14 protein-coding genes are annotated in these 18,586 nt (G+C 70.6%); 8 read left to right on the top strand and 6 right to left on the bottom strand.

What is annotated here, in order from left to right:
* Window positions 1-3: 3 nt before the first annotated feature.
* From AB0M63_RS41670 to AB0M63_RS41655, 4 genes are read right to left on the bottom strand one after another with little or no spacing between them, the layout of a single operon-like run.
* Window positions 4-1,230: an SGNH/GDSL hydrolase family protein gene (locus AB0M63_RS41670; RefSeq protein WP_366023046.1), complete on the bottom strand. Its 1,227-nt coding sequence runs from the start codon at window positions 1,228-1,230 to the stop codon at window positions 4-6.
* On the bottom strand, window positions 1,227-3,593 hold the full coding sequence (locus AB0M63_RS41665; protein ID WP_366023045.1) for a glycoside hydrolase N-terminal domain-containing protein: 2,367 nt from the start codon (window positions 3,591-3,593) through the stop codon (window positions 1,227-1,229). The genes AB0M63_RS41670 and AB0M63_RS41665 overlap by 4 nt, the downstream gene beginning before the upstream one ends.
* A 23-nt stretch (window positions 3,594-3,616) precedes the next feature.
* On the bottom strand, window positions 3,617-5,404 hold the full coding sequence (locus tag AB0M63_RS41660) for a CBM35 domain-containing protein (protein ID WP_366023044.1): 1,788 nt from the start codon (window positions 5,402-5,404) through the stop codon (window positions 3,617-3,619).
* Between the two features lie 40 nt (window positions 5,405-5,444).
* Window positions 5,445-6,617 carry an ROK family transcriptional regulator gene (locus tag AB0M63_RS41655; RefSeq protein ID WP_355902453.1) on the bottom strand — a complete coding sequence of 391 codons (1,173 nt, stop codon included), beginning with the start codon at window positions 6,615-6,617 and terminating at the stop codon, window positions 5,445-5,447.
* Between the two features lie 93 nt (window positions 6,618-6,710).
* Between AB0M63_RS41655 and AB0M63_RS41650 the strand changes: the two genes are divergently transcribed.
* Window positions 6,711-7,454, top strand: a complete 744-nt coding sequence (locus AB0M63_RS41650; RefSeq protein WP_366023043.1) for a hypothetical protein — start codon at window positions 6,711-6,713, stop codon at window positions 7,452-7,454.
* A 40-nt stretch (window positions 7,455-7,494) separates the two neighbouring features.
* Here the strand turns inward: AB0M63_RS41650 and AB0M63_RS41645 are convergent, their stop codons facing one another.
* Window positions 7,495-9,282, bottom strand: coding sequence for a M4 family metallopeptidase (locus AB0M63_RS41645; protein WP_366023042.1), 1,788 nt, complete (start codon window positions 9,280-9,282; stop codon window positions 7,495-7,497).
* Between the two features lie 310 nt (window positions 9,283-9,592).
* Between AB0M63_RS41645 and AB0M63_RS41640 the strand changes: the two genes are divergently transcribed.
* The 7 genes from AB0M63_RS41640 (at window position 9,593) to AB0M63_RS41610 (ending at window position 18,144) form a co-directional block, all read left to right on the top strand.
* On the top strand, window positions 9,593-10,858 hold the full coding sequence (locus AB0M63_RS41640) for a serine hydrolase domain-containing protein (RefSeq protein WP_366023072.1): 1,266 nt from the start codon (window positions 9,593-9,595) through the stop codon (window positions 10,856-10,858).
* A 134-nt stretch (window positions 10,859-10,992) separates the two neighbouring features.
* The gene (locus AB0M63_RS41635) at window positions 10,993-12,450 is read left to right on the top strand and encodes a CAP domain-containing protein (RefSeq protein ID WP_366023041.1); all 1,458 of its coding nucleotides are present in this window, start codon (window positions 10,993-10,995) and stop codon (window positions 12,448-12,450) included.
* Between the two features lie 66 nt (window positions 12,451-12,516).
* Complete coding sequence (locus AB0M63_RS41630) at window positions 12,517-13,194, top strand: AIM24 family protein (RefSeq protein ID WP_355902461.1); 678 nt, start codon at window positions 12,517-12,519, stop codon at window positions 13,192-13,194.
* Between the two features lie 118 nt (window positions 13,195-13,312).
* Window positions 13,313-14,272: a threonine/serine dehydratase gene (locus AB0M63_RS41625; protein WP_366023040.1), complete on the top strand. Its 960-nt coding sequence runs from the start codon at window positions 13,313-13,315 to the stop codon at window positions 14,270-14,272.
* 330 nt (window positions 14,273-14,602) lie between these two features.
* A complete protein-coding gene (locus AB0M63_RS41620; protein WP_366023039.1) occupies window positions 14,603-16,246 on the top strand; it encodes a serine/threonine-protein kinase in 1,644 nt (547 codons plus the stop codon).
* Between the two features lie 107 nt (window positions 16,247-16,353).
* Complete coding sequence (locus AB0M63_RS41615; protein WP_366023038.1) at window positions 16,354-17,385, top strand: hypothetical protein; 1,032 nt, start codon at window positions 16,354-16,356, stop codon at window positions 17,383-17,385.
* A 111-nt stretch (window positions 17,386-17,496) separates the two neighbouring features.
* Window positions 17,497-18,144, top strand: a complete 648-nt coding sequence (locus AB0M63_RS41610) for a DUF2238 domain-containing protein (RefSeq protein ID WP_366023071.1) — start codon at window positions 17,497-17,499, stop codon at window positions 18,142-18,144.
* On the opposite strand, the gene AB0M63_RS41605 is transcribed toward AB0M63_RS41610, so the two are convergent.
* Window positions 18,077-18,562, bottom strand: a complete 486-nt coding sequence (locus tag AB0M63_RS41605; RefSeq protein WP_355902467.1) for a DUF6328 family protein — start codon at window positions 18,560-18,562, stop codon at window positions 18,077-18,079. The genes AB0M63_RS41610 and AB0M63_RS41605 overlap by 68 nt on opposite strands.
* Window positions 18,563-18,586: the final 24 nt, after the last annotated feature.

Here is an 18,586-nt window from a genome sequence, read left to right as displayed (position 1 = left end):
GGATCACTTCGCGCAGTCGAGACTCTTCAGGTCGACGGCGTCGGCCATGGCCGCCATCCCTTTGTCGTTGGGGTGCAGATGGTCGCCGCCGTCGAAGAAGGGGAGGATCCTCTCGTGGTCGTAGGGGCTGCGGAGGATGTGGTCGAAGTCGGTGACGGCGTCGAACTCCCCGCTGTCCCGGATGAATTGATTGACCTCCTGTCGTACGGCCTCGGCGGCCGGGTCCCATTCGGACCAGCCCTCGAACGGTCCTACGGTGGCGCCGACGACACACTTCCCGGCCGCGTGCGCCCGCGCGATCACCTCGCGGTAGCCGGCGATCATGTCCTGGGCGGTGACACCGCTGTGGGACTTGATGTCGTTGACGCCCTCGAAGAAGAACACCGTGCGGACGCCGGGCTGGGACAGGACGTCCCGCTGGAGCCGGTTGAGGGCGCTCTGCCCGGCGCCGTCGGCGAGGACCTTGTTGCCCGAGATCCCTTCGTTGGCCACTCCCTTGACCGTGGTGTGGGCGCTCTGGAGCCGTCGGGCCAGGTAGTCCGGCCAGCGCCGGTTCTCGTCCGTGGTGGAGGCCCAGCCGTCGGTGATGGAGTCGCCGAGTGCGACCACGGCGCCGGTGCCCGCGCTCGGCCGTACGGAGACGGCGTCGAGGTAGTACCAGGAGCCGGTGGTGTCGGTCCAGGCGGCGGCGCCCTCCTCGGCGGTGTGGTCGCCCTGGGTGGCGTACGACGTCTGCATGGCCATGCCGTGGCCGGTGGCCGGGCCCGCCGCGTCCGGGCTGTGGATGCTGACCACCAGGTTGGTCGCGGCGGGCAGCCTGCCGGACAGCGGGTCGCTGTAGGCGACCGCGCCGGCGGGGATGGTGACGGATCGGGCGCCGTCGAAGGTGAGCGGGCGGTTGGAGCCGGGCACCAGTGCGGCGCCGGTCTGCTGGACGCCCGCGTAGACGTCGTCGAAGGTCACCGGCCGGTCGCCGAAGGCGTTGGAGAGCCGGATGCGCAGATCGCCGCCGCCGACGCTGGTGTGCACGACCAGGCGGTAGCCGCGGTCGGCGACACCGTCACCGAGGTGGTCGGCGCTGGCTCCCCAGGTGATGACGTCCTTCGTGGCGTTCGAGGGCTTCGCCGGTGCCTGTGCCTGCGGCTGCGCCTGTGCGGGCCCGGCCTGGAAGGCTGCGGCCAGCAGGAGCAGTGCCACCGCGTGGCGCAGTCGTGCCCGTCGGGCCGTCACCGGGCCAGGTCCCGCAGTGTGACGGACGCGCCGGGTGACAGGCTCACCGTCCGGCTGGTGGTGCCGAAGGCGACCGTCGTGGTCCGGCCGCCGATGCTGCGGAGCTTCACCTCGGTCGGTTTCCCGTTCCGCCAGTGGAGGTCGACGACGAAGCCGCCGCGTGCGCCGACACCCGTCACGGAGCCGGACTCGGCCCAGGCGTCGGGGAGGGCGGGGAGCACTTCCAGATGTCCCGGGCGGGAGTAGAGCAGCATCTCGATGATCGCGGCGGGGGTGCCGAAGTTGGCCTCGATCTGGAAGATGCCGCGGCCCGGCTCGGTCTGGTAGATGTCGAAGAGGTTGAAGGCGGTGCCGTTGCTGCCGCCGGAGGACGGGCGGAGGTTGTTGACGACCAGCTGGTAGGCGTTGTCGGCGTTCTTGAGCCGCGCCCAGCACAGGCTGCGCCAGGCGTTGGCCCAGCCGAAGCTCTCCATGCCGCGGGCGGTGAGCAGGGCGGTGGCGCCGGCGACGATGTCCTTCGGGGTGGAGCCGTCGGGGCGGATGCGGTCGCCGGGGAACAGGTTGATGAGCGGCGAGAGGTGCCGGTGCGTGGTCTCACCGAGGTTGTCCTCGGACATCCACTCCTCCAGCCAACCGGACTTCGGGCTCACCTGCGGGAGATACAACCGCTTGCGGAGTTCGGCGATCGTCGCCGCGTACTCCTTGTCCCCCTTCAGTTCGGCCGCCGCCGCGCAGTAGTTGCCGAACAGCGTCCACACCTGTTCCTGGGCGTAGGTGATGCCCTTGGCGTCCTGCGGACCCTGCTCCGGCGACCAGTCGCTGTCGTCGACCAGTACCTCGCGGGAGGTGCCCGGGAGGGTGATGGTCAGCAGCCGAGCCTCCCAGAACTCGCAGGCACCCTTGAGGAGCGGGTAGATCTTCTCCAGGTGGGATCGCGACCGCGTGAACTCGTAGTGCTCCCAGAGGCTGTTGCACAGCCAGGCGTTGCTCGCCGGATGCCACCACCAACCGGAGCCGCCGTACGGGTTGGTGGAGAAGGCGACGGTCCAACCGGCGTTCTTGCCGCTGGAGTTGCGGAAGCGGTTGCGGGAGTCGTTGAAGAGCCTGCGGGTGAGGTCGGTCCAGGACGGGAACTGGGCGACGCAGTAGTCGGTGAACGCGTCGAAGCACTGGGAGAGTCCGGCGCGGTCGGCCATCCAGTAGTTCATCTGGATGTTGATGTCGGTGTGGTAGTCGCCCATCCAGTCGGGGTCGTTGCCGTCGAGCCAGTTCCCCTGAAGGCCCATCGGGAGACTGTTCCGGGAGCCGGCGATCATCAGATACCGGCCGAACTGGAGGTAGGCGGCTTCGAGTTCGGGGTCGGGCGCGCCATCCCGGGCGCGGGCCTGGATGCGCTCCCAGGTGTCCAGGGCGCGCTGGTCGGCGGAGGACGTGCCGAGCGAGATGTCCAACTGCCCGAACAGCGCGCCGTGGTCGGCGGCATGGGTGCGCAGCAGGGTGTCCGCCGAGTGCCGGGCGGCCGCGGCGACCTTGGTGCGGGCCAGCTTCCGCGGGTCGAGGGACGGATCGCGGTAGTGGGCCGCCGAGTTGGGCGCGTAGTTGGTGCCGCCGCTGAGCAGGACGGTGACGTCCTTGCAGCCGGAGAAGGCGACGCGGGAGCCGGTCACCGTGACGCTGCCGCCGGTGCCGTACGCGGTGACGGCGGCGCCGTAGCGCAGGCCGTTGCCGAGGGTGGCGCCGAACGAGCGGGCGTCATCGATCGTTTCGCCGTGGGTGCCCGCGAGGTCGACGGTGCCGGTGTAGCGTCCGCCGCCGCTCTGGGTGAGGTGCAGGACGATCACGTCGTCGGGGCGGCTGGCGAAGAGCCGCCGCTCGTACGTCACTCCGGAGCGGACGTACGAGGCGCTCACCACGCCCTGTTCGAGGTCGAGGGTGCGGCGGTAGCCGGAGACCGCGCCGAGGTCGTGGTCGGGGATGTCGACGGTGAGCCGGGCGAGCAGGGTGAGGGAGCCGAAGTCGTCGCGGCCGTAGGGGAATTGGCCGTCCGAGTCGAGCGTGTCGTTGAGGCCCCCGGTCCACATGGTGGCGTCGGTGACGAGGAGGACCTCGTGGCCGGGGTCGTTGCTCGCGAGGGCGCCGAGCCGGCCGTTGCCGACGGGGAGGCCCTGTTCGATCATCGAGGTGTCGGCGGCGGGGGCCTGCCACCACAGGGTGTGGCGTGAAGTGCCGCTGCTGTACGAGGTGTTGGCCGGCCGCTGCGGTGCGGCGGAGGCGGTGAAGGCGGGCAGGCCGGCGAGGGCGCCGGTGGCCGCGGCGAGGGCGAGCAGGTTACGTCTGGGCAGGGCGGACGGTGCACTGGACATGGCGGGGCTCCGAAAGGGTCGGCTCAGGAGGAGGACTTGGGTACGTCGATCCGGTCGATGTCCGGCGCGTAGCCCGAACCGCTGTCGAAGGTGATGGTGTTGGCGCCCGCCTTGAGGGTCAGTGGCACGCTGACCGTCCCGACGGTCCCCCAGTCGCCGGTGGACGGGAACTTGTGGCTGGTGGCGCCGTTGCCGTTCGAGGAGACGGCGGCCGAGCGGGCATCACCGCTGACGTAGGCGATCTTCACCTGGTAGGTGCCGGCCTTGGCGACGACGACGTTGTTGATGGTGAGCTTGCCGCCGACGTAGAGGTTGCCGACCTTGTGGCCGCCGGAGCAGGCCGAGCAGTCGGCGACGACGGCGTTGCCGCTGAGGGTGTTGGTGGTGGCCTCGGCCTCGTAGGCGGTCGCGGTGACGGCGCTGCCGTGCGGGGTGACGGTGAAGAGGCGGGAGCCGTGGGCGGGCAGGGCCTGGGTGACCTTGTTGGTGTAGGTGCCCAGGTCCTCGTGGTTCCAGAGGTCGCGGACGGCGGCCTTGCCGGTGAAGCCGAGGGCCGTCCAGTTCGCGGAGACGGCGGCGGGAGAGTCGGCGAGGTTGAACAGCGCCACGGTGTAGGTGCCGTCGGGGTTCTTCGCGGCCCAGACCTGCTGGGAGTCGGACGGGGTGATCGGACGGGCGGGCGGCGCGTCGCTCTGGTCGACGGCGATGACCTCGCGGTTGGTCAGCAGGGAGAGGCCGTAGTCGTCGAGGCGGGTCAGGTCGTCACCGGTGAAGAGCGGGGACTTGGCGACGGCCCAGAGGGTGGCGTAGCTCTGCCGTTCCGCCTTGGTCAGGCCGTCCATCGCGCCGTTGCCGACGTCGAGGGAGTCGAGGTCGTTCCAGCCGCCGGGGCCCGCCTTGTCGGTCCAGGCGGGGGTGTCGTCCCAGCGGTCGTCGACCGAGTTCTCCCAGGTGACAAGGGTGTTGCAGTAGCACTCGACGTCGGTGTCGATGCGCCAGCCGTTGGAGTACTTCTGCCAGTCGGCCGCGTGTCCGTAATCCAGTGACCAGGAGACTTCCAGGTGGATGGGGCGTCCGGTGGCGGTGATGGCCTTGTTCCAGGCGGCCACATCGGCAACGTTGTCGTATTGGTCGCCGCTCTTTCCGGAGCCGGGACCGACACCGTCCAGCTTGAGGAAGTCGTAACCCCAGCCGGCGATCAACTGGGCCTGAGAGTCGATGTACTTCTGGGCGCAGGGCCTGGAGAAGTCGATCTTGTACGCGCTGTCCCAGCCGTTGGTGGTGCGCAGGTCGCTGTAGACGATGTCGGCGGTGGTGCAGCCGTCGGCGTTCCAGATGGGTGTCTTGCCGTCGCCGTAGGCCCCCTTCTCCAGGCCGGCGGGAAGGTAGATGCCGGCCTTGAGGCCCTTGGAGTGGATGCGATCGGCGACGGCCTTCATGCCGCTGGGGAAGCGGACCGGGTCGGCCTTCTGGCGTCCGTACTGGTCGTATCCGGACTTCCAGGTCTTGTCCATCCACCAGCCGGCGTCGATGTTGAGGTAGTCGTAGCCGTACTTCTTCAGCTTGCCGGCGAGGGCGTCGGTCTGCTTGGCGACGTTCGCCTCGGTGAGGTAGCTGTAGTCGCCGTCCGGATTGAGGCCGGGGTACTTGGACGACTGCATGCTCCAACTCGACCAGCCCATATAGGGCTTGGCGGCGACCGGCGCGGGGGGGTCCGCCTGCGCGGCCGCGGGGACGGTCGTGGCGAAGCCCGCGGTGAGAGCCAGGACGACCATGGATCTCAGGGCGCGGAAGGACGTACGGGAAGACATCATCGGCTCCTTGTGCGGGTGCGGAGAGTGATCTGTCGGGCTAGTCGGCGGCTCGGATGAAGGACTGGATCGCGGTGGCGGCGGCCCCGCGCGCCCATTCGTCGAAGGGCAGGGGGCGGGTGTGCACGTCGCACCGGGCGGCGGAGCCGAAGGCGGCCGCGGCGAAGGAGTCGCGGATCTGTTCGGCGAACAGGTCGTAGGCGGCGAGGCCCTCGCCGGAGATGATCACGCGCTCGGGGCCGAGCAGGTTGGCCACGGTGGCGATGCCGCGGCCGATCGCCTCGCCGGCGCGCGCGTACACCTCGCGCGCTCCGGCGTCGCCCCGGTGGGCGAGGGCCACGGCCTCCGAGGTGTCGGCGACCTGCACGCCCGTCACCTCCCGGACGCGGGCGACGATCGCGGCGTCCCCGGCGATCGCCTCGACGCAGCCGCGGTTGCCGCAGTGGCAGCGGGGCCCGGCGGGGTCGACGACCACATGGCCGATCTCGCCCGCCACCCCATGGGCGCCGGCGACGACCTGGCCGTGCACGACCAGTCCGCAGCCGATACCCGCGCCGACGGTCACCACGGCGAAGTCGGTGAGACCCGCGCCGGCGCCGAACCACTGCTCGGCGACGGTGAGCGCCCGTACGTCGTTGTCGACGGTGACCGGCAACCCGGTGGTCATGGCGGCCAGTTCGGCGAGGCGTACGTCATGCCACTCCAGGAACGGCGAGTAGCGGACGACCCCTTCGCCGCGGTCCACGTCACCGGAGACCGCGAGCCCCAGGCCGAGCACCTGTACGCCGAACTCGTCGGCCTGGGTGCGGAGTTCCTGGGCCAGGTCCGCGATGGAGGCCAGCACCGCCTTGGGGTCGTGGTCGGTCAGCGGCACATGGCGGGCGACGCGGATACGGCAGCACAGGTCGGTGAGGACCGCGATGATCTCGTCGCCGGTCACCTTGACCCCGATGAACAACGCCCGCCCGCCGTCGACCCGTACGAGGTTCGCGGGCCGTCCGAGCGCCGGGGGCGCGTCCTGGTCGGCGCCCTCCGCCAGGTACCCGGCCTCCATGAGCGGCCGGACCGCCTTGGTCACGGCGGCCGCCGACAGCCCCGCCCGACGGGCCACCTCAAGCCGGGTGAGGGGGCCGTGGGACAGAACGGTCGTGAAGACCTGTGAGACGGCCGGCGTGTGGGCCGGGAACGACTCGGTACGGGGGATCGAGCGCATGGCCGGAACCTAGATGCGTTCTTTTCCGCCGTCAATAAAAGAAGCAGGATTCGTCGAAGGGGCGTTGTCGGTGCCGGGCGGCACAATCGCCGTATGACGACGATCAATTGGTCCGGGCTGACCCACGCCTACGGCAGCGCCGAGAACATCCCGGACCTCTTCGCGCGCCTCGGCGGCACTGAGGACGACGCGGTGTGGCAGGAGTTGTGGGGTTCGCTGTGTCACCAGGGTTCGGTGTACGACGCGAGCTGGGCGGCAATGCCCGTGCTTGTCGACATCGCACTGGGCCGGGCACCGGGCGGGCCGGTCCACGCGGTCACGATGGCCGGCCTGATCGCCACGGACCCGGACGAGGACAGCCGCGAGCGGTATGCGGACGAGATCAGTCAACTCCTCGACGTGGCACGCCGGTTGCGGGCCGACCCCACGCAGGACGCGCACACCTTCGTCTACCTCCAGATGGCCGTGCTCGCCTTCGAGGACGGCGGGATATGGGCCGAGGCCTTGGAGGGTGTGAACAGCGAGGAGTACGACCTCGCGTGCCCCGAGTGCGAGGAGAGCATGTTCGTCGCGTTCGGCTCGTACGGCGTCTTCACCTCGGCCGGCGACTACGTGACCGGGACGGGCCGGGAGCCGGACACGGAGGGGCGGACGGAGCTGATACCGGCCGCGCCCGAGGGACTCCACGGTATCGGTGCGCGGCTGCACGGCGAGGCGGTCGAGTCGGGGCGGACGGAGGTCGCGACGGCGTTGACGTACGTCTTCGGGAAGGCGACTTGCCCGTCGTGCGAGGCCGTGTTCACGGTGTCGGAGGAGGTCGAGAAGCAGTGGGTGTGAGGCCGGGCGCCCCGCTCGTGGCAGGGCGCCCGGACGGTCATCAGCGCCTGGGGGCGGGGGTGTTGGCGACCGTGACGTTCACGGCGGCCCAGGCCTTGTCGACGGTCCGGTAGGCCGCGCTGTTCGCGCCGTAGAGGTCCGCCGCCGCCTTCAGTGTCGCGGTGCGGGCGTCGTGGAAGTCGGTGGTGGACACCATGTAGCGGGTGAGCGCGCGGTAGAAGATCGCCGTGGCCTTGGCGCGTCCGATGCCGGTAACCGTCGAGCCGTCGTAGGTGGGCGAGTCGTACGCGACGCCACCGACGGTCTTGCGGCCGCTGCCCTCCGCGAGGAGGTAGTAGGCGTGCGAGGAGACACCGGACCCGGCGTGCACCTCGGCGTCGTAGGTCTGCGGCGACCAGTAGTCGATGGTGCCTTCGAGCTTGTCGAGGGAGGGGTGGTCGAGGCGGCGCAGGAACTTCTGGGCGAGGCCGAGCTTCTCGCCGATCAGGTAGTTCGGCGGGTTCTTCGGGTTGTTGGCGCTGAACTCGACGTTGGAGCCGAAGATGTCCGCGAGGGACTCGTTCAGGGAGCCCGGTTCGCCGTACTGGTTGCCGTCCGCGTCGACGCGGGTCGGCTCCAGCTTTGCCGTGGCGTCCACGACACCGTGGGTGAGTTCATGGCCGGTGACGTCGAGGACGACGAGCGGCTTCTTGAACATGTCCCCGTCGCCGTCGCCGTAGAGCATGCAGTCGCAGGTGGAGTCCCAGAACGCGTTGGCCACCTTGTCGCCGAAGTGGACCATGCCGCGCGCGGCCTTGGAGTTGTTCTCTATGCCCTTGCGGCCAAAGGTCTTCTTGTAGAAGTCCAGGGTCGCGGTGATGCCGTACTGGGCGTCCACGGCGGCGCTGTCGCGGTGGGATACAGCGCCGTTGCCCCACTTGTTGGTGGTGCTGGTGAACGCCTTGCCGCGGGCGAAGCTCTCCAGTTCCTGCCCCTTGGCGTCCCGTGTCTCGGTGCCCCAGCGGGTCGGGTCCTTGAGGAGGTAGCTGGTGCGTGCCGTGCGGGTGGTGGTCAGCGGCACCTTGCCGACGAAGAGGGAGGTGCCGGTGCCCGAGGCGGCGACGGGGTAGTGGACCGCGCGGGCCGCGGCGGCCGACGTGAGCGACACCGCCGACGGGACAGTGCCGGTGGCGGGGTTGAGGCTCTCGCCGCGCTCGCGCAGGGTGTCGAGCAGCTTGGGCGAGAGGAACTCGTCGCTGTCGGGGGTGTTGCTGCGGACCTTGCCGGTGACGGCGTCGATGACGACCGTGCGGGTGCCGGCGGCCTCGGCGGTGGTGCTGTCGCTGACGGGCACCTGGTAGGCGAGGGCGGCTCCCCCGTCCCGGGCGTCGACCACGAGGTGGGCGGTGCCCGCCTCGCCCTTGGCGACCGCGGCGGCCTTCGCCTCGGCCTGAGCGGCCGTCAGTTCGGCGCGTGTGGCGGCGGGCTCGACGCTCTGATCGGCCGCCCGGGTGACGCCGGTGTAGGCCAGCCGGTGGGACAGATGGACGACGAGGTCGCCGCCGAGGACCGGCATGCCCTGGTGGGTGCGTATGAACCGCACATGGCGGGCACCCTCGGGGTCGATCATCACGTCCTGGGCCCGGAGTACGTCGCCCGGTGTGACACCGGTCGCGGACGCGTGGGCGAAGGCGGCGGCACGCGCGGCAGAGACAACCGACGCCGCGGTGGTGGCGGTCGTCGAGGCGACCGCGTGTTCCGGTCCCGCGAAGGCCGTTCCGGCCAGGCCCGTGGCGGCTGTCGTCACCGCGACGGCGACCGCCAGGCTGCGTATGTGGGGTCTACGCATGGATGAGGGCTCCTCCGTACGAAGGCAGCCGGATCACCAACCGCCTTGAGACAGGGCGCTGTTGAACGCACCCAGGGGGCTGGTCGGGCCCCGAGGCGAAACCCTTGCGGATCCGTCATGTGCATGTAAAGCCGAAATGAGCGGTTTCCTCACCTTTCACGGCAATACTTTGCATATCCACGTCGCTCAGTGATCAGCGAGTGACCAACTGTGCGTCGCCTGTGGAGATGTGACGGGATGCGAGAAGGTTGCCTCGCGCGACTGTGACCGATCTCGCATACAGAGAACGGGAGAGAACCGGATGGACCGGATGGACTGGCTGGTCTCAAGAACGGCGCGCAGGGCAACGGCATCGGCGGCGGCACTGCTGACGCTCGCGGTGGTACCGGCGCACGCGGCGACCCACGAGCCGGACTCGAAGAACCGCGCGGCGGTCGCGCTCCCCGCCCCCGACATGGCGGGCCTGCGTGCCGTGCTGCGCACACTCACCACCCAGGGCGCGCCCGGGGCGATCGCCCGCATCGACGACCACGGGATTGTCCGCACGGCGGCCGCGGGCATCGACGACCGCACCACCCGCCGGGCCATCGGCAACGCCGACCGCTTCCGCATCGGCAGCGTCACCAAGTCGTTCTCGGCCGTCGTCCTGCTCCAACTGGCCGCCGCCCACAAACTGGACCTGGACGCCTCGGTCGACCGCTACCTCCCCGGGCTGCTGCCCGACAAGCGGATCACCGTGCGGCATCTGCTGAGCCACCGCAGCGGCCTCTACGACTACACGAACTCGATGTTCGCCAGCTCGGTCTCCGGCTTCGAGGCCGTGCGCGACAAGGTCTTCACCTACCGGCAACTGGTCCAGTTGTCCCTGAAGCACGCGCGCACCAACGCGCCCGGCGCCGCCTACTCGTACTCGAACACCAACTTCGTGGTCGCCGGGATGCTCATCGAGAAACTGACGGGCCACTCCGTCGCGACCGAGTACCGCAAGCGCATCATCGAGCCGCTCAAGCTGCGCGACACCTTCTACGTCCATCCGGACACGAAGATCCCGGGCCGGCACGCCCGCGGCTATCTCACCCCGGACCGGGCGGGCGCGGAACTCGTCGACGCCACCGACCAGACGGTGTCCTGGGCGCAGAGCGCGGGGGCGGTCATCTCCACCACCCGCGACCTGAACACCTTCTTCTCCGCACTGCTCGGCGGCAGGCTCACCTCCGCCGCACAGCTCGCGCAGATGGAGCGCTGGACCCCGGTCAACAGCACGACGCGCTACGGCCTCGGGCTGCGCCGCCGCGATCTGTCCTGCGGCATCTCCGTGTACGGCCACACGGGCGCGGTCCAGGGTTTCTACACCTACTCCTTCACCTCGAAGGACGGCCGGCGCAGCCTCACCGCGCTGGCCAACACCTCCAACAACGGCACGGTGCTGAACACGATGGCGGGCACCCTGGAGTCGGCGTTCTGCGGCAAGCGGACGAAGGCGATCGAGGGCTCGTCGCAAACCGGCCGGGGCTCCTACGTCACCGAACGGCACATGGCCTACGAGGACATCGCTCCCGGGATCGCCCGGGACTGAGTCCGCGTGAAGGTGGGGGCGGGCCGGGCAGCCTCGCCCGCCCCCAGCACGTCGTGCGGGAACCCTCCCGCATCGGCGGGACGTTGAGTGGAGGACGGACTCCCCCACCGGGCACGAACAGCGAGGGCAGCGCCATGGACGAGCTGGTGCCGGGCGGCAATCTGCCTCTCCCTGGCGGCGCCCTGACCTTGCGGGTGCCCGGCCCCTTCGACGTGTCGGCGCTGATCACTGACGAGAGCGGCAAGGTCGGCGGCGACGCGGACTTCGTGTTCTACAACCAGCCGACCGCGCCCGGAGCCCGTCTGCGGGGAGACACCCTGACCGTCGACCCGGCCCGTCTGCGCACCGGAGCCGCCCGGGTCACGGTCGTCATCAGCCCCGCCGACCCCGGCACCCCCTTGGGCCGCCTCCCGGCACCCACTCTCCACCTCACCGACCCGAACGGCCGGCGCCTCGCCCGCTTCACCCCGCCGCGCCCGCAGCGGGAGACGGTCCTGCTTCTCGCCGAGCTGTACCGGCGCGGCCCGGGCTGGAAACTGCGCGCACTGGGGCAGGGGTACGCCGACGGACTCGCGGGCATCGCGCGGGACTTCGGCGTGGACATCGTGGAGGACGCGACTCCCGGTCCCGCCGAAGCGTCAACCTCCGGGCGAAGCGGCGGCGCCGCTACGACGTCACGAGGGTCGGGTGTCGTCGCACGAGCAGGGGGTGCCGCCACGACGCCACTCGCACCCCGCCGCGACACCAGCCCGCGACGATCGGGGTCCGCATCCGTACCCGCACCCCGGTCGGCGTCCCGACCGAGCCCGGCACCCGACCCCACCGGTTTCCTGAGCGTGGTCAACTCCGCCCGCGCCGACGTCGGTTCACCGCCCGTGTCCCCTGACGCCCGTCTCGCCTCCGCCGCGCAGGCCCACGTCACCGACATGGCCGCCGCCGGGAACCTGAGCGCCGAGAGCCGTGACGGCACCTCCGTGTACCAGCGGGTGGTCCACGTCGGATACGCCTATCTCACCGTCGGCGAACACCTGGTCTCCGGTCCGCGCACCCCCGAGGAGTTCGTCGACTACTGCCTCCGCACCGAGCAGGCCCGCCGCACGCTGCTGGACCGGGACTTCACGCACGCGGGCCTCGCCCAGGCCGTCGACCCCCGCTCCGGCGACATCTACTGGACGGCGTTGTGGGCCAGGCCGCTCACCGCGGGCGACCTGGCTCAAACGGCGGCGAGCGTCGTCGAGTTGACGAACAGGGAGCGGGCCGGGGCCGGACTGCCCGCGCTGGCCGTGGACCCACTCCTCGCCGCCGCCGCGCAGGCGCACAGCACGGACATGGTGGCGCGCGCCTTCTACTCGCACACCTCGCCCGACGGTTCCCAGCCCTGGGACCGGGCCGCCGCCGCGGGCTCGCGCAGGCGCACGATCGGCGAGAACATCGCCTGCGGTCAGCGCTCCCCCGCCGAGGTCGTGGAGGGCTGGATGAACAGCCCCGGTCACCGCGCCAACATCCTCAAGCCGGACTTCACCCACATCGGTATCGGCTTCGCGGGCGGCGGGCAGATGGGGACGTACTGGACGCAACTCTTCGGAGCCTGACCGGTCCGCGCGGTCGACCGCGCCACGATCTTGGCGGAATGAGATCTTCCGGGACAGGATGCCCGCATGAAGGGTGATCTGTTTTCCAGTGAGCACATGGTGCAGCCGGCCACCGCGCCGGGCATGACCGTGGAGAATGCCAAGTGCATCAGGTACGCGGTCAACGGCGAGATGCTCGCCCGGCAGGGGGCGATGATCGCCTACCGCGGCAATCTCCAGTTCGAGCGCAAGGGCCAGGGCGTGGGCGGCATGCTCAAGCGCGCGGTCACCGGTGAGGGTCTGCCGCTGATGGCGGTGCGCGGGCAGGGCGAGGCATGGTTCGCGCACGAGGCGCAGAACTGTTTCGTGGTCGAGATCGACCCCGGGGACGAGTTCACCGTCAACGGCCGTAACGTCCTGTGTTTCGACGCCTCGTTGTCGTACGCGATCAGGACGGTGAAGGGCTCCGGCATCGCGGGCGGCGGTCTCTTCAACAGCGTCTTCACCGGGCAGGGCAAGCTCGGCCTGGTCTGTGAGGGCAACCCGCTGGTGATACCCGTCTCGCCGCAGTACCCGGTGTACGTCGACACGGACGCGGTGGTCGGCTGGTCGGCCAACCTCCAGACCTCGCTGCACCGTTCGCAGTCCATCGGGTCGATGCTGCGCGGCGGCTCCGGGGAAGCCGTCCAACTCATGCTCCAGGGCGAGGGATTCGTCGTGGTACGCCCCAGCGAGGAGACTCCGCAGAAGGCGCAGCAGCACTGAGGTCCGGGCGGATGGTCCGTGCCGTGCACTCCGAAACGTGTTGACCTGCGCGTCCTTGACGCGTCAGGGTCGGATACGGCGCGGACCACCTTGCCCCGTGCCGGGAGGATGAACTGCCTTGATCGGCATCTCGGAGATCGAAGCCGCCGCCGAGCGGATCGCCGGACACGTCGTACGCACCCCGACCGTGGAGAGCTTCGGGCTCTCGGAGCTGCTCGGTGTTCCGGTCGCGGCGAAGCTCGAGTTGTTGCAGCGCACGGGGTCCTTCAAGGCCCGCGGTGCGACGGCGAAGCTGCTGTCGCTCGGTGAGGGCGAGTTGGCGGCCGGGGTGGTGGCGGTCAGCGGCGGCAATCACGGGATCGCGCTCGCGGTGATGGCGGCGGCACTGGACGTCAAGGCGACGGTGGTGATGCCGCGTTCGGCGCCGGCGCGGTCCGTCGCACTGGTGGAGGCGGCGGGCGCGTCGCTGCGGCTGACCGACGACATGCCGAGCGCGTTCGAGCTGGTGAACCGGTTGCGGGACGAGGGGCTGACCCTGGTCCACCCGTTCGACGACCCGGTGGTGATCGCCGGACAGGGCACCGTGGGGCTGGAGTTGGCGGAGGACGCCGGTGAACTCACCGACGTCCTCGTCAGTATCGGTGGCGGCGGGCTCATCGCCGGGATCGCCGCCGCCCTGCACGCCCGCCGCCCCGGTGTGCGGATCTGGGGTGTGGAGACCGAGGGCGCCGAGGCCATGTCCGCGGCGCTCACGGCGGGCGGTCCGGTGCCGGTCGTACCGTCGTCGATCGTGACCACGCTGAGCGCGCCGGCCGTGTCACAACTGACGTACGACCATGTGTCGGCCCTCGTCACCGAGGTGCTGACCGTCCCCGACCGGGACGCCGTACAGGGGTGTCTCGACCTCGCCGAGCACGCCAAGGTGTGGACCGAGCCCGCCGCGGGCTGTCTGCTGCCGGCGGCACGGCAGGTGCTGGAGCGGGTCGGCGACGGCGCCCGGCTCGGTCTCGTGGTGTGCGGGGGCAACGCTACGGTGGGGGACGTCGCGGACTGGTCGGACCGCTTCGGGCTCTCCTGACTTCCCGTCAGCGGGTCTTCGGCGGGACCGTTGACTACGTTGTCGACAAAAGGGGGCCCGTATTCGCGGTCTTCACGCCTGCGTTTACCGCTGGTTACCACCAGGTCGGGGCGGGGGTATTTCGCTCGCCGGGCCCCGGAGGCGAATTCACCGGCCCCGCGACACGAGCGGCGACCTGGGACCTCCCTCGCGACTCCCTTTTTTCGCACACCTGCTCGCCGCGATTGAATAAAAGGCAAGAACCACCGGGTAATTGGGCTTCCTTTGAACCACCCCATCACACCCTCCGTACCACTGGGAAAGGAATGAGAGCCAGGGGTTCAGCGAGGGATGGCCATGGTCGAGACACATGTCTCCGTACACGAGTTGGTCGCCGGCAGATACCGGCTCATGGAGGTCGCGCACCGGGAGACGAACCGTGTCTCCTGGTACGGCGAGGACACGGCCGCCGAACGCCCCTGCCTCCTCACACAGGTGACGCTCCCCGCCGCCCTGGACGAGGAGAGCTCCCGGCGGACCACCGCCGCCATCCTGCGCACCTCCGAGATCATGGTCCTGCTCAGTCCCACCCGGGTCGCCCAGGTCGTCGACGCGATCGAGGAGGCCGGCACACTGTGGACGGTCACCGACTGGATCGACGGCACGCCGCTCGGTGAACTCCTCGCCCAGCAGGGCACGTTCCACTATGTGCGGGCCGCCCGCATAGGACTCGAACTGCTCGACATCCTGGAGGAGGCGCACAGCGAGGGCATCACACACGGCGAACTCAGCCCCGGCCAGGTCTTCGTGCGGGACCGGGGCACGGTCGTCCTCACCGGCTTCGGCCTCGCCGGCGCCACCCTCGCCCCGCGCGTGACCGCGCCGTCGTACGCCTCCCCCGAACAGGCCCGCGACGAGCGCATCGGACCGGCCGCCGACCTGTGGGCGCTGGGCGCGATCCTCTACACCCTGGTCGAGGGCCACCCGCCGTTCCGCGACCGGGGCCGCCCCGAGGCGACGCTCAAGGGAGTGGACCGGCTCCCGATGCGCGGCCCGTCCCGGGCCGGGCCGCTGGCGCAGGTCGTGCAGGGGCTGCTGCGCAAGGAATCCCGTGAGCGGCCGACCCGCCAGGTGGTCCGCGACGCCCTCACCCGCATCCTCGACGACGACCCGTACGCCGACCGGGAACCGGTCCAACTGCCCCGGCTGCGACGGGCCTACGACGCCTTTCGCGGGGCGGGGACCACCTGGAGCGGGCGCGGCATGGCCGCCGGGACCGCCCTCGCGGTGGGCACGGTCACGGTCGCCGTCCTCGCCGCCACCCATCAGTTGCCCGGCACCGAGTCCTCGGCGGCCACCGCCCCCTCCCCGCGGCCGTCCGCCTCCGCCCCGGTCTCCACCTCCGGCGAGAATGTCGACGGGAACGCTTCCAGCCCGTCCGCCACGCCCTCGCCCACGCCGCCCACCTCCCCCGCCGCGTCCGCTTCGCCCTCGGTCACCGCGTCCCCCTCCCCCACCACCTCGGCGCTGCCGGCCGGCTTCCGGGTGTTCAAGGCGCCGCAGGGCTTCTCCGTCGCGCTCCCCAAGGGCTGGAAGGCGCTGGAGACCCAGCGGGCGTCGGATGCCGCCTACCGCGTGACCTTCGGTGCCTCCGGCGACCCGCGGACGCTGGCCGTGACATACAGCACCCAGGCGGGTCCGGACCCGGTCGCGGTGTGGCGGGACGACGTCCTGCCGGGGCTGAGGCAGACCGAGGGCTTCCAGCAGATCGGCGACATCAGGGCCACCACGTTCCAGGGCGACAAGGCCGCCGACCTGGAGTGGCTCTCCGGAACCGGCGACGCCCGGCTGCGTACTGTCGGACGCGGGTTCCTGATCGGCGGCGGGCGGAGTTTCTCGCTACGGTGGACGACGCCCGCCGACGAGTGGAACGACGCGGCCAACCGCCAGGCCCTGCAGACCTTCTTCAAGACCTTCCGGCGGGAATCGGACTGACGCGGACTGACGGCGACGCGAGGGCCGGGCGCTCAAACCAGCGGCAATGGGTGGATATAGGCTGCCTGTTCGCACCAAGCCTCATCAACAGCCCAGGAGAGTCCGCCTTGACCGTAGTGATCGACCAGGCCGAGACGTCCTTCACCGCCCTCGACGACGCCGGCCTCGTCGCCCGGGACGCGCACGAGTTCGGAGCCTACGCCCGCACCGGCGGCTGGGCGTTCGGCCTCAAGGTGGCGCGCAGCGTGCGGCCCGGCGGGCAGAGCGCGGACGAGACGCCGAAGGTGTCCGCGAAGGAGTTCGCCGAACTCGCCGACTGCTCCCCCGAGCGCGTGATGCGCTACTACAAGGCCTGGGACCGGGCCGCGGACGACGGTCTCGTCCCGCACTTCGAGGAGCTGGCACCCGGCCAGGAGGTCGAACTGCCGGACGCCGACGTGTGGTTGAACTACTACGTCTCCCGGTCCAGCGCGGCCTCCGAGCGCGGCACCGCCATCTCCGAGGCCGCCGAGGCCGAGGGCATCCGGCCCACCAAGGCGCTGGAGGTCGCGGAGAACCCGACCGCGCTGCGTGCCGCGATCCTCGCCGACCCGTCGACCGCGCGGGCGGCCCGGCAGGCGCTCCTGGACCGCGTCCGCGAGGACCCGGAGCTGCAGTCGGAGCTGGCCCGGGACGTGGTGCGCACCGACGACCTGAAGAAGGCGGTGGCGACGGAGAGCCGGTCGGCGGACCGGATCGGCTATGTACGCCAGATCGCCGAGTCGGGCCAGATCAAGACGCCCGCGGGCCAGACCGTCGACGCGCCCGTCGACCTGCGCCAGGAGGCCGAGCGGCACCTGTCGCTGCTGGACGAGCTGGAGGACGGCGAGGACACCGGCGAGTGGGCCACCGAGGCCTACGACACGATGAAGAACCTGGTCGTCGAGGCGGTGGAGGCCGACCCCGAACTCCGTGTCCAGGAGCGGCGGACGAAGTTCTACAGCAGTCTCCAGAAGGCCACGAAGGCGTTCGAGGAGCTGACCTTCGACGACGCCCAGGACTTCTACGAGGACGACATGGTGCAGCGTCTGGAGGAACTCCAGCAGGCCATCGGCAGCTGCCTCACCGCGCTGCGCGGTTCCACCACGCCGGCTGAGTAGCCGTACTCATGTAGCGGCCCGGACCTTCGGACACGATGGGGCTCCCCACGACAAGGGAGCCCCATCGTGTCCGTCGTTCCTTCCGCGCCGCCGCGCCGGCTGCCCGCCCTCATGGTGGCGCTGGTGGTCGCGGGCCTGGCCGTCTCGGCATGGCATCCGCACGACCGCACGACGTGGTTCCTGGAGACCGTGTGGGTCTTCGTCGGGCTGCCGGTGATCGTCCTGACCTGGCGCCGCTTCCCGCTCACCGGCCTGCTGTGCTGTCTGCTAGCGGCGCACGCGCTGGTCCTCGCCGTGGGCGGCCACTACACGTACGCGCAGGTGCCGGTGGGCGACTGGGTCCGGGACACGTTCGGCCTCAGCCGGAATCCCTACAACCGTCTCGGCCACCTGATGCAGGGCTTCGTACCGGCGGTCCTGGTACGCGAGGTGCTCACCCGCACCTCGCCCCTGCGCGGCAGCCGCTGGCTGGCGCCGCTCACGGTGTGCGCGTGTCTCGCGTTCAGCGCCCTCTTCGAGCTGTTCGAGTGGGCGGCGGCCGTGATCGGCGGGCACGGCGCGGACGCCTTCCTGGCCACTCAGGGCGATGTCTGGGACACCCAGTGGGACATGTTCTGCGCACTGATCGGGGCCACGGTCTCGGTGCTGCTGCTCGGCCGTGTCCACGACCGGCAGATGGCGCGGCTCGGTGTCACCGGGTCCGCTCGTGCCGCCGCGCCCACAGCGGCACTACGAACCAGCACAGCGCGTACCAGGTAGCCACCCCGGCGACCAGCCAGGGCACATAGGCGTCGTGGGTGGCGACCCGGAGGATCAGCAGCAGAGCGGAGGCCATGGTGGCGAGCAGCAGGACGAGGCCGACGAAGGTCATCCGGGACGCCCAGCGCACCGCCTGGGGTTTCACCTGCCGGCCGGAGACCAGGCGGTGCAGGGACACCGGGCCGATCAGCGCTCCGGTGGCGGTGGCGCCGAGGACGACGGTCACGATGTAGAGAACCTGGTTCGCGTGCTCCAGCTGGGCGTACTTCGGGGTGAAGACGACGGTGAGCAGGAAGCCGAACAGGATCTGTACGCCCGTCTGCGCGACGCGGACCTCCTGGATGAGTTCTCCCCACATCCGGTCCGCCCGCTCCTCCGCGGTCTCGTCGCGCCCCGTACGCCGCTCCACCTGGGTCATGCGGCACGGGTAACCGCGCCGCAT

It is taken from the genome of Streptomyces sp. NPDC051576, assembly GCF_040681835.1.
Taxonomy (GTDB): Bacteria; Actinomycetota; Actinomycetes; order Streptomycetales; family Streptomycetaceae; genus Streptomyces.
This window is presented reverse-complemented; position numbering and strand designations above follow the sequence as displayed.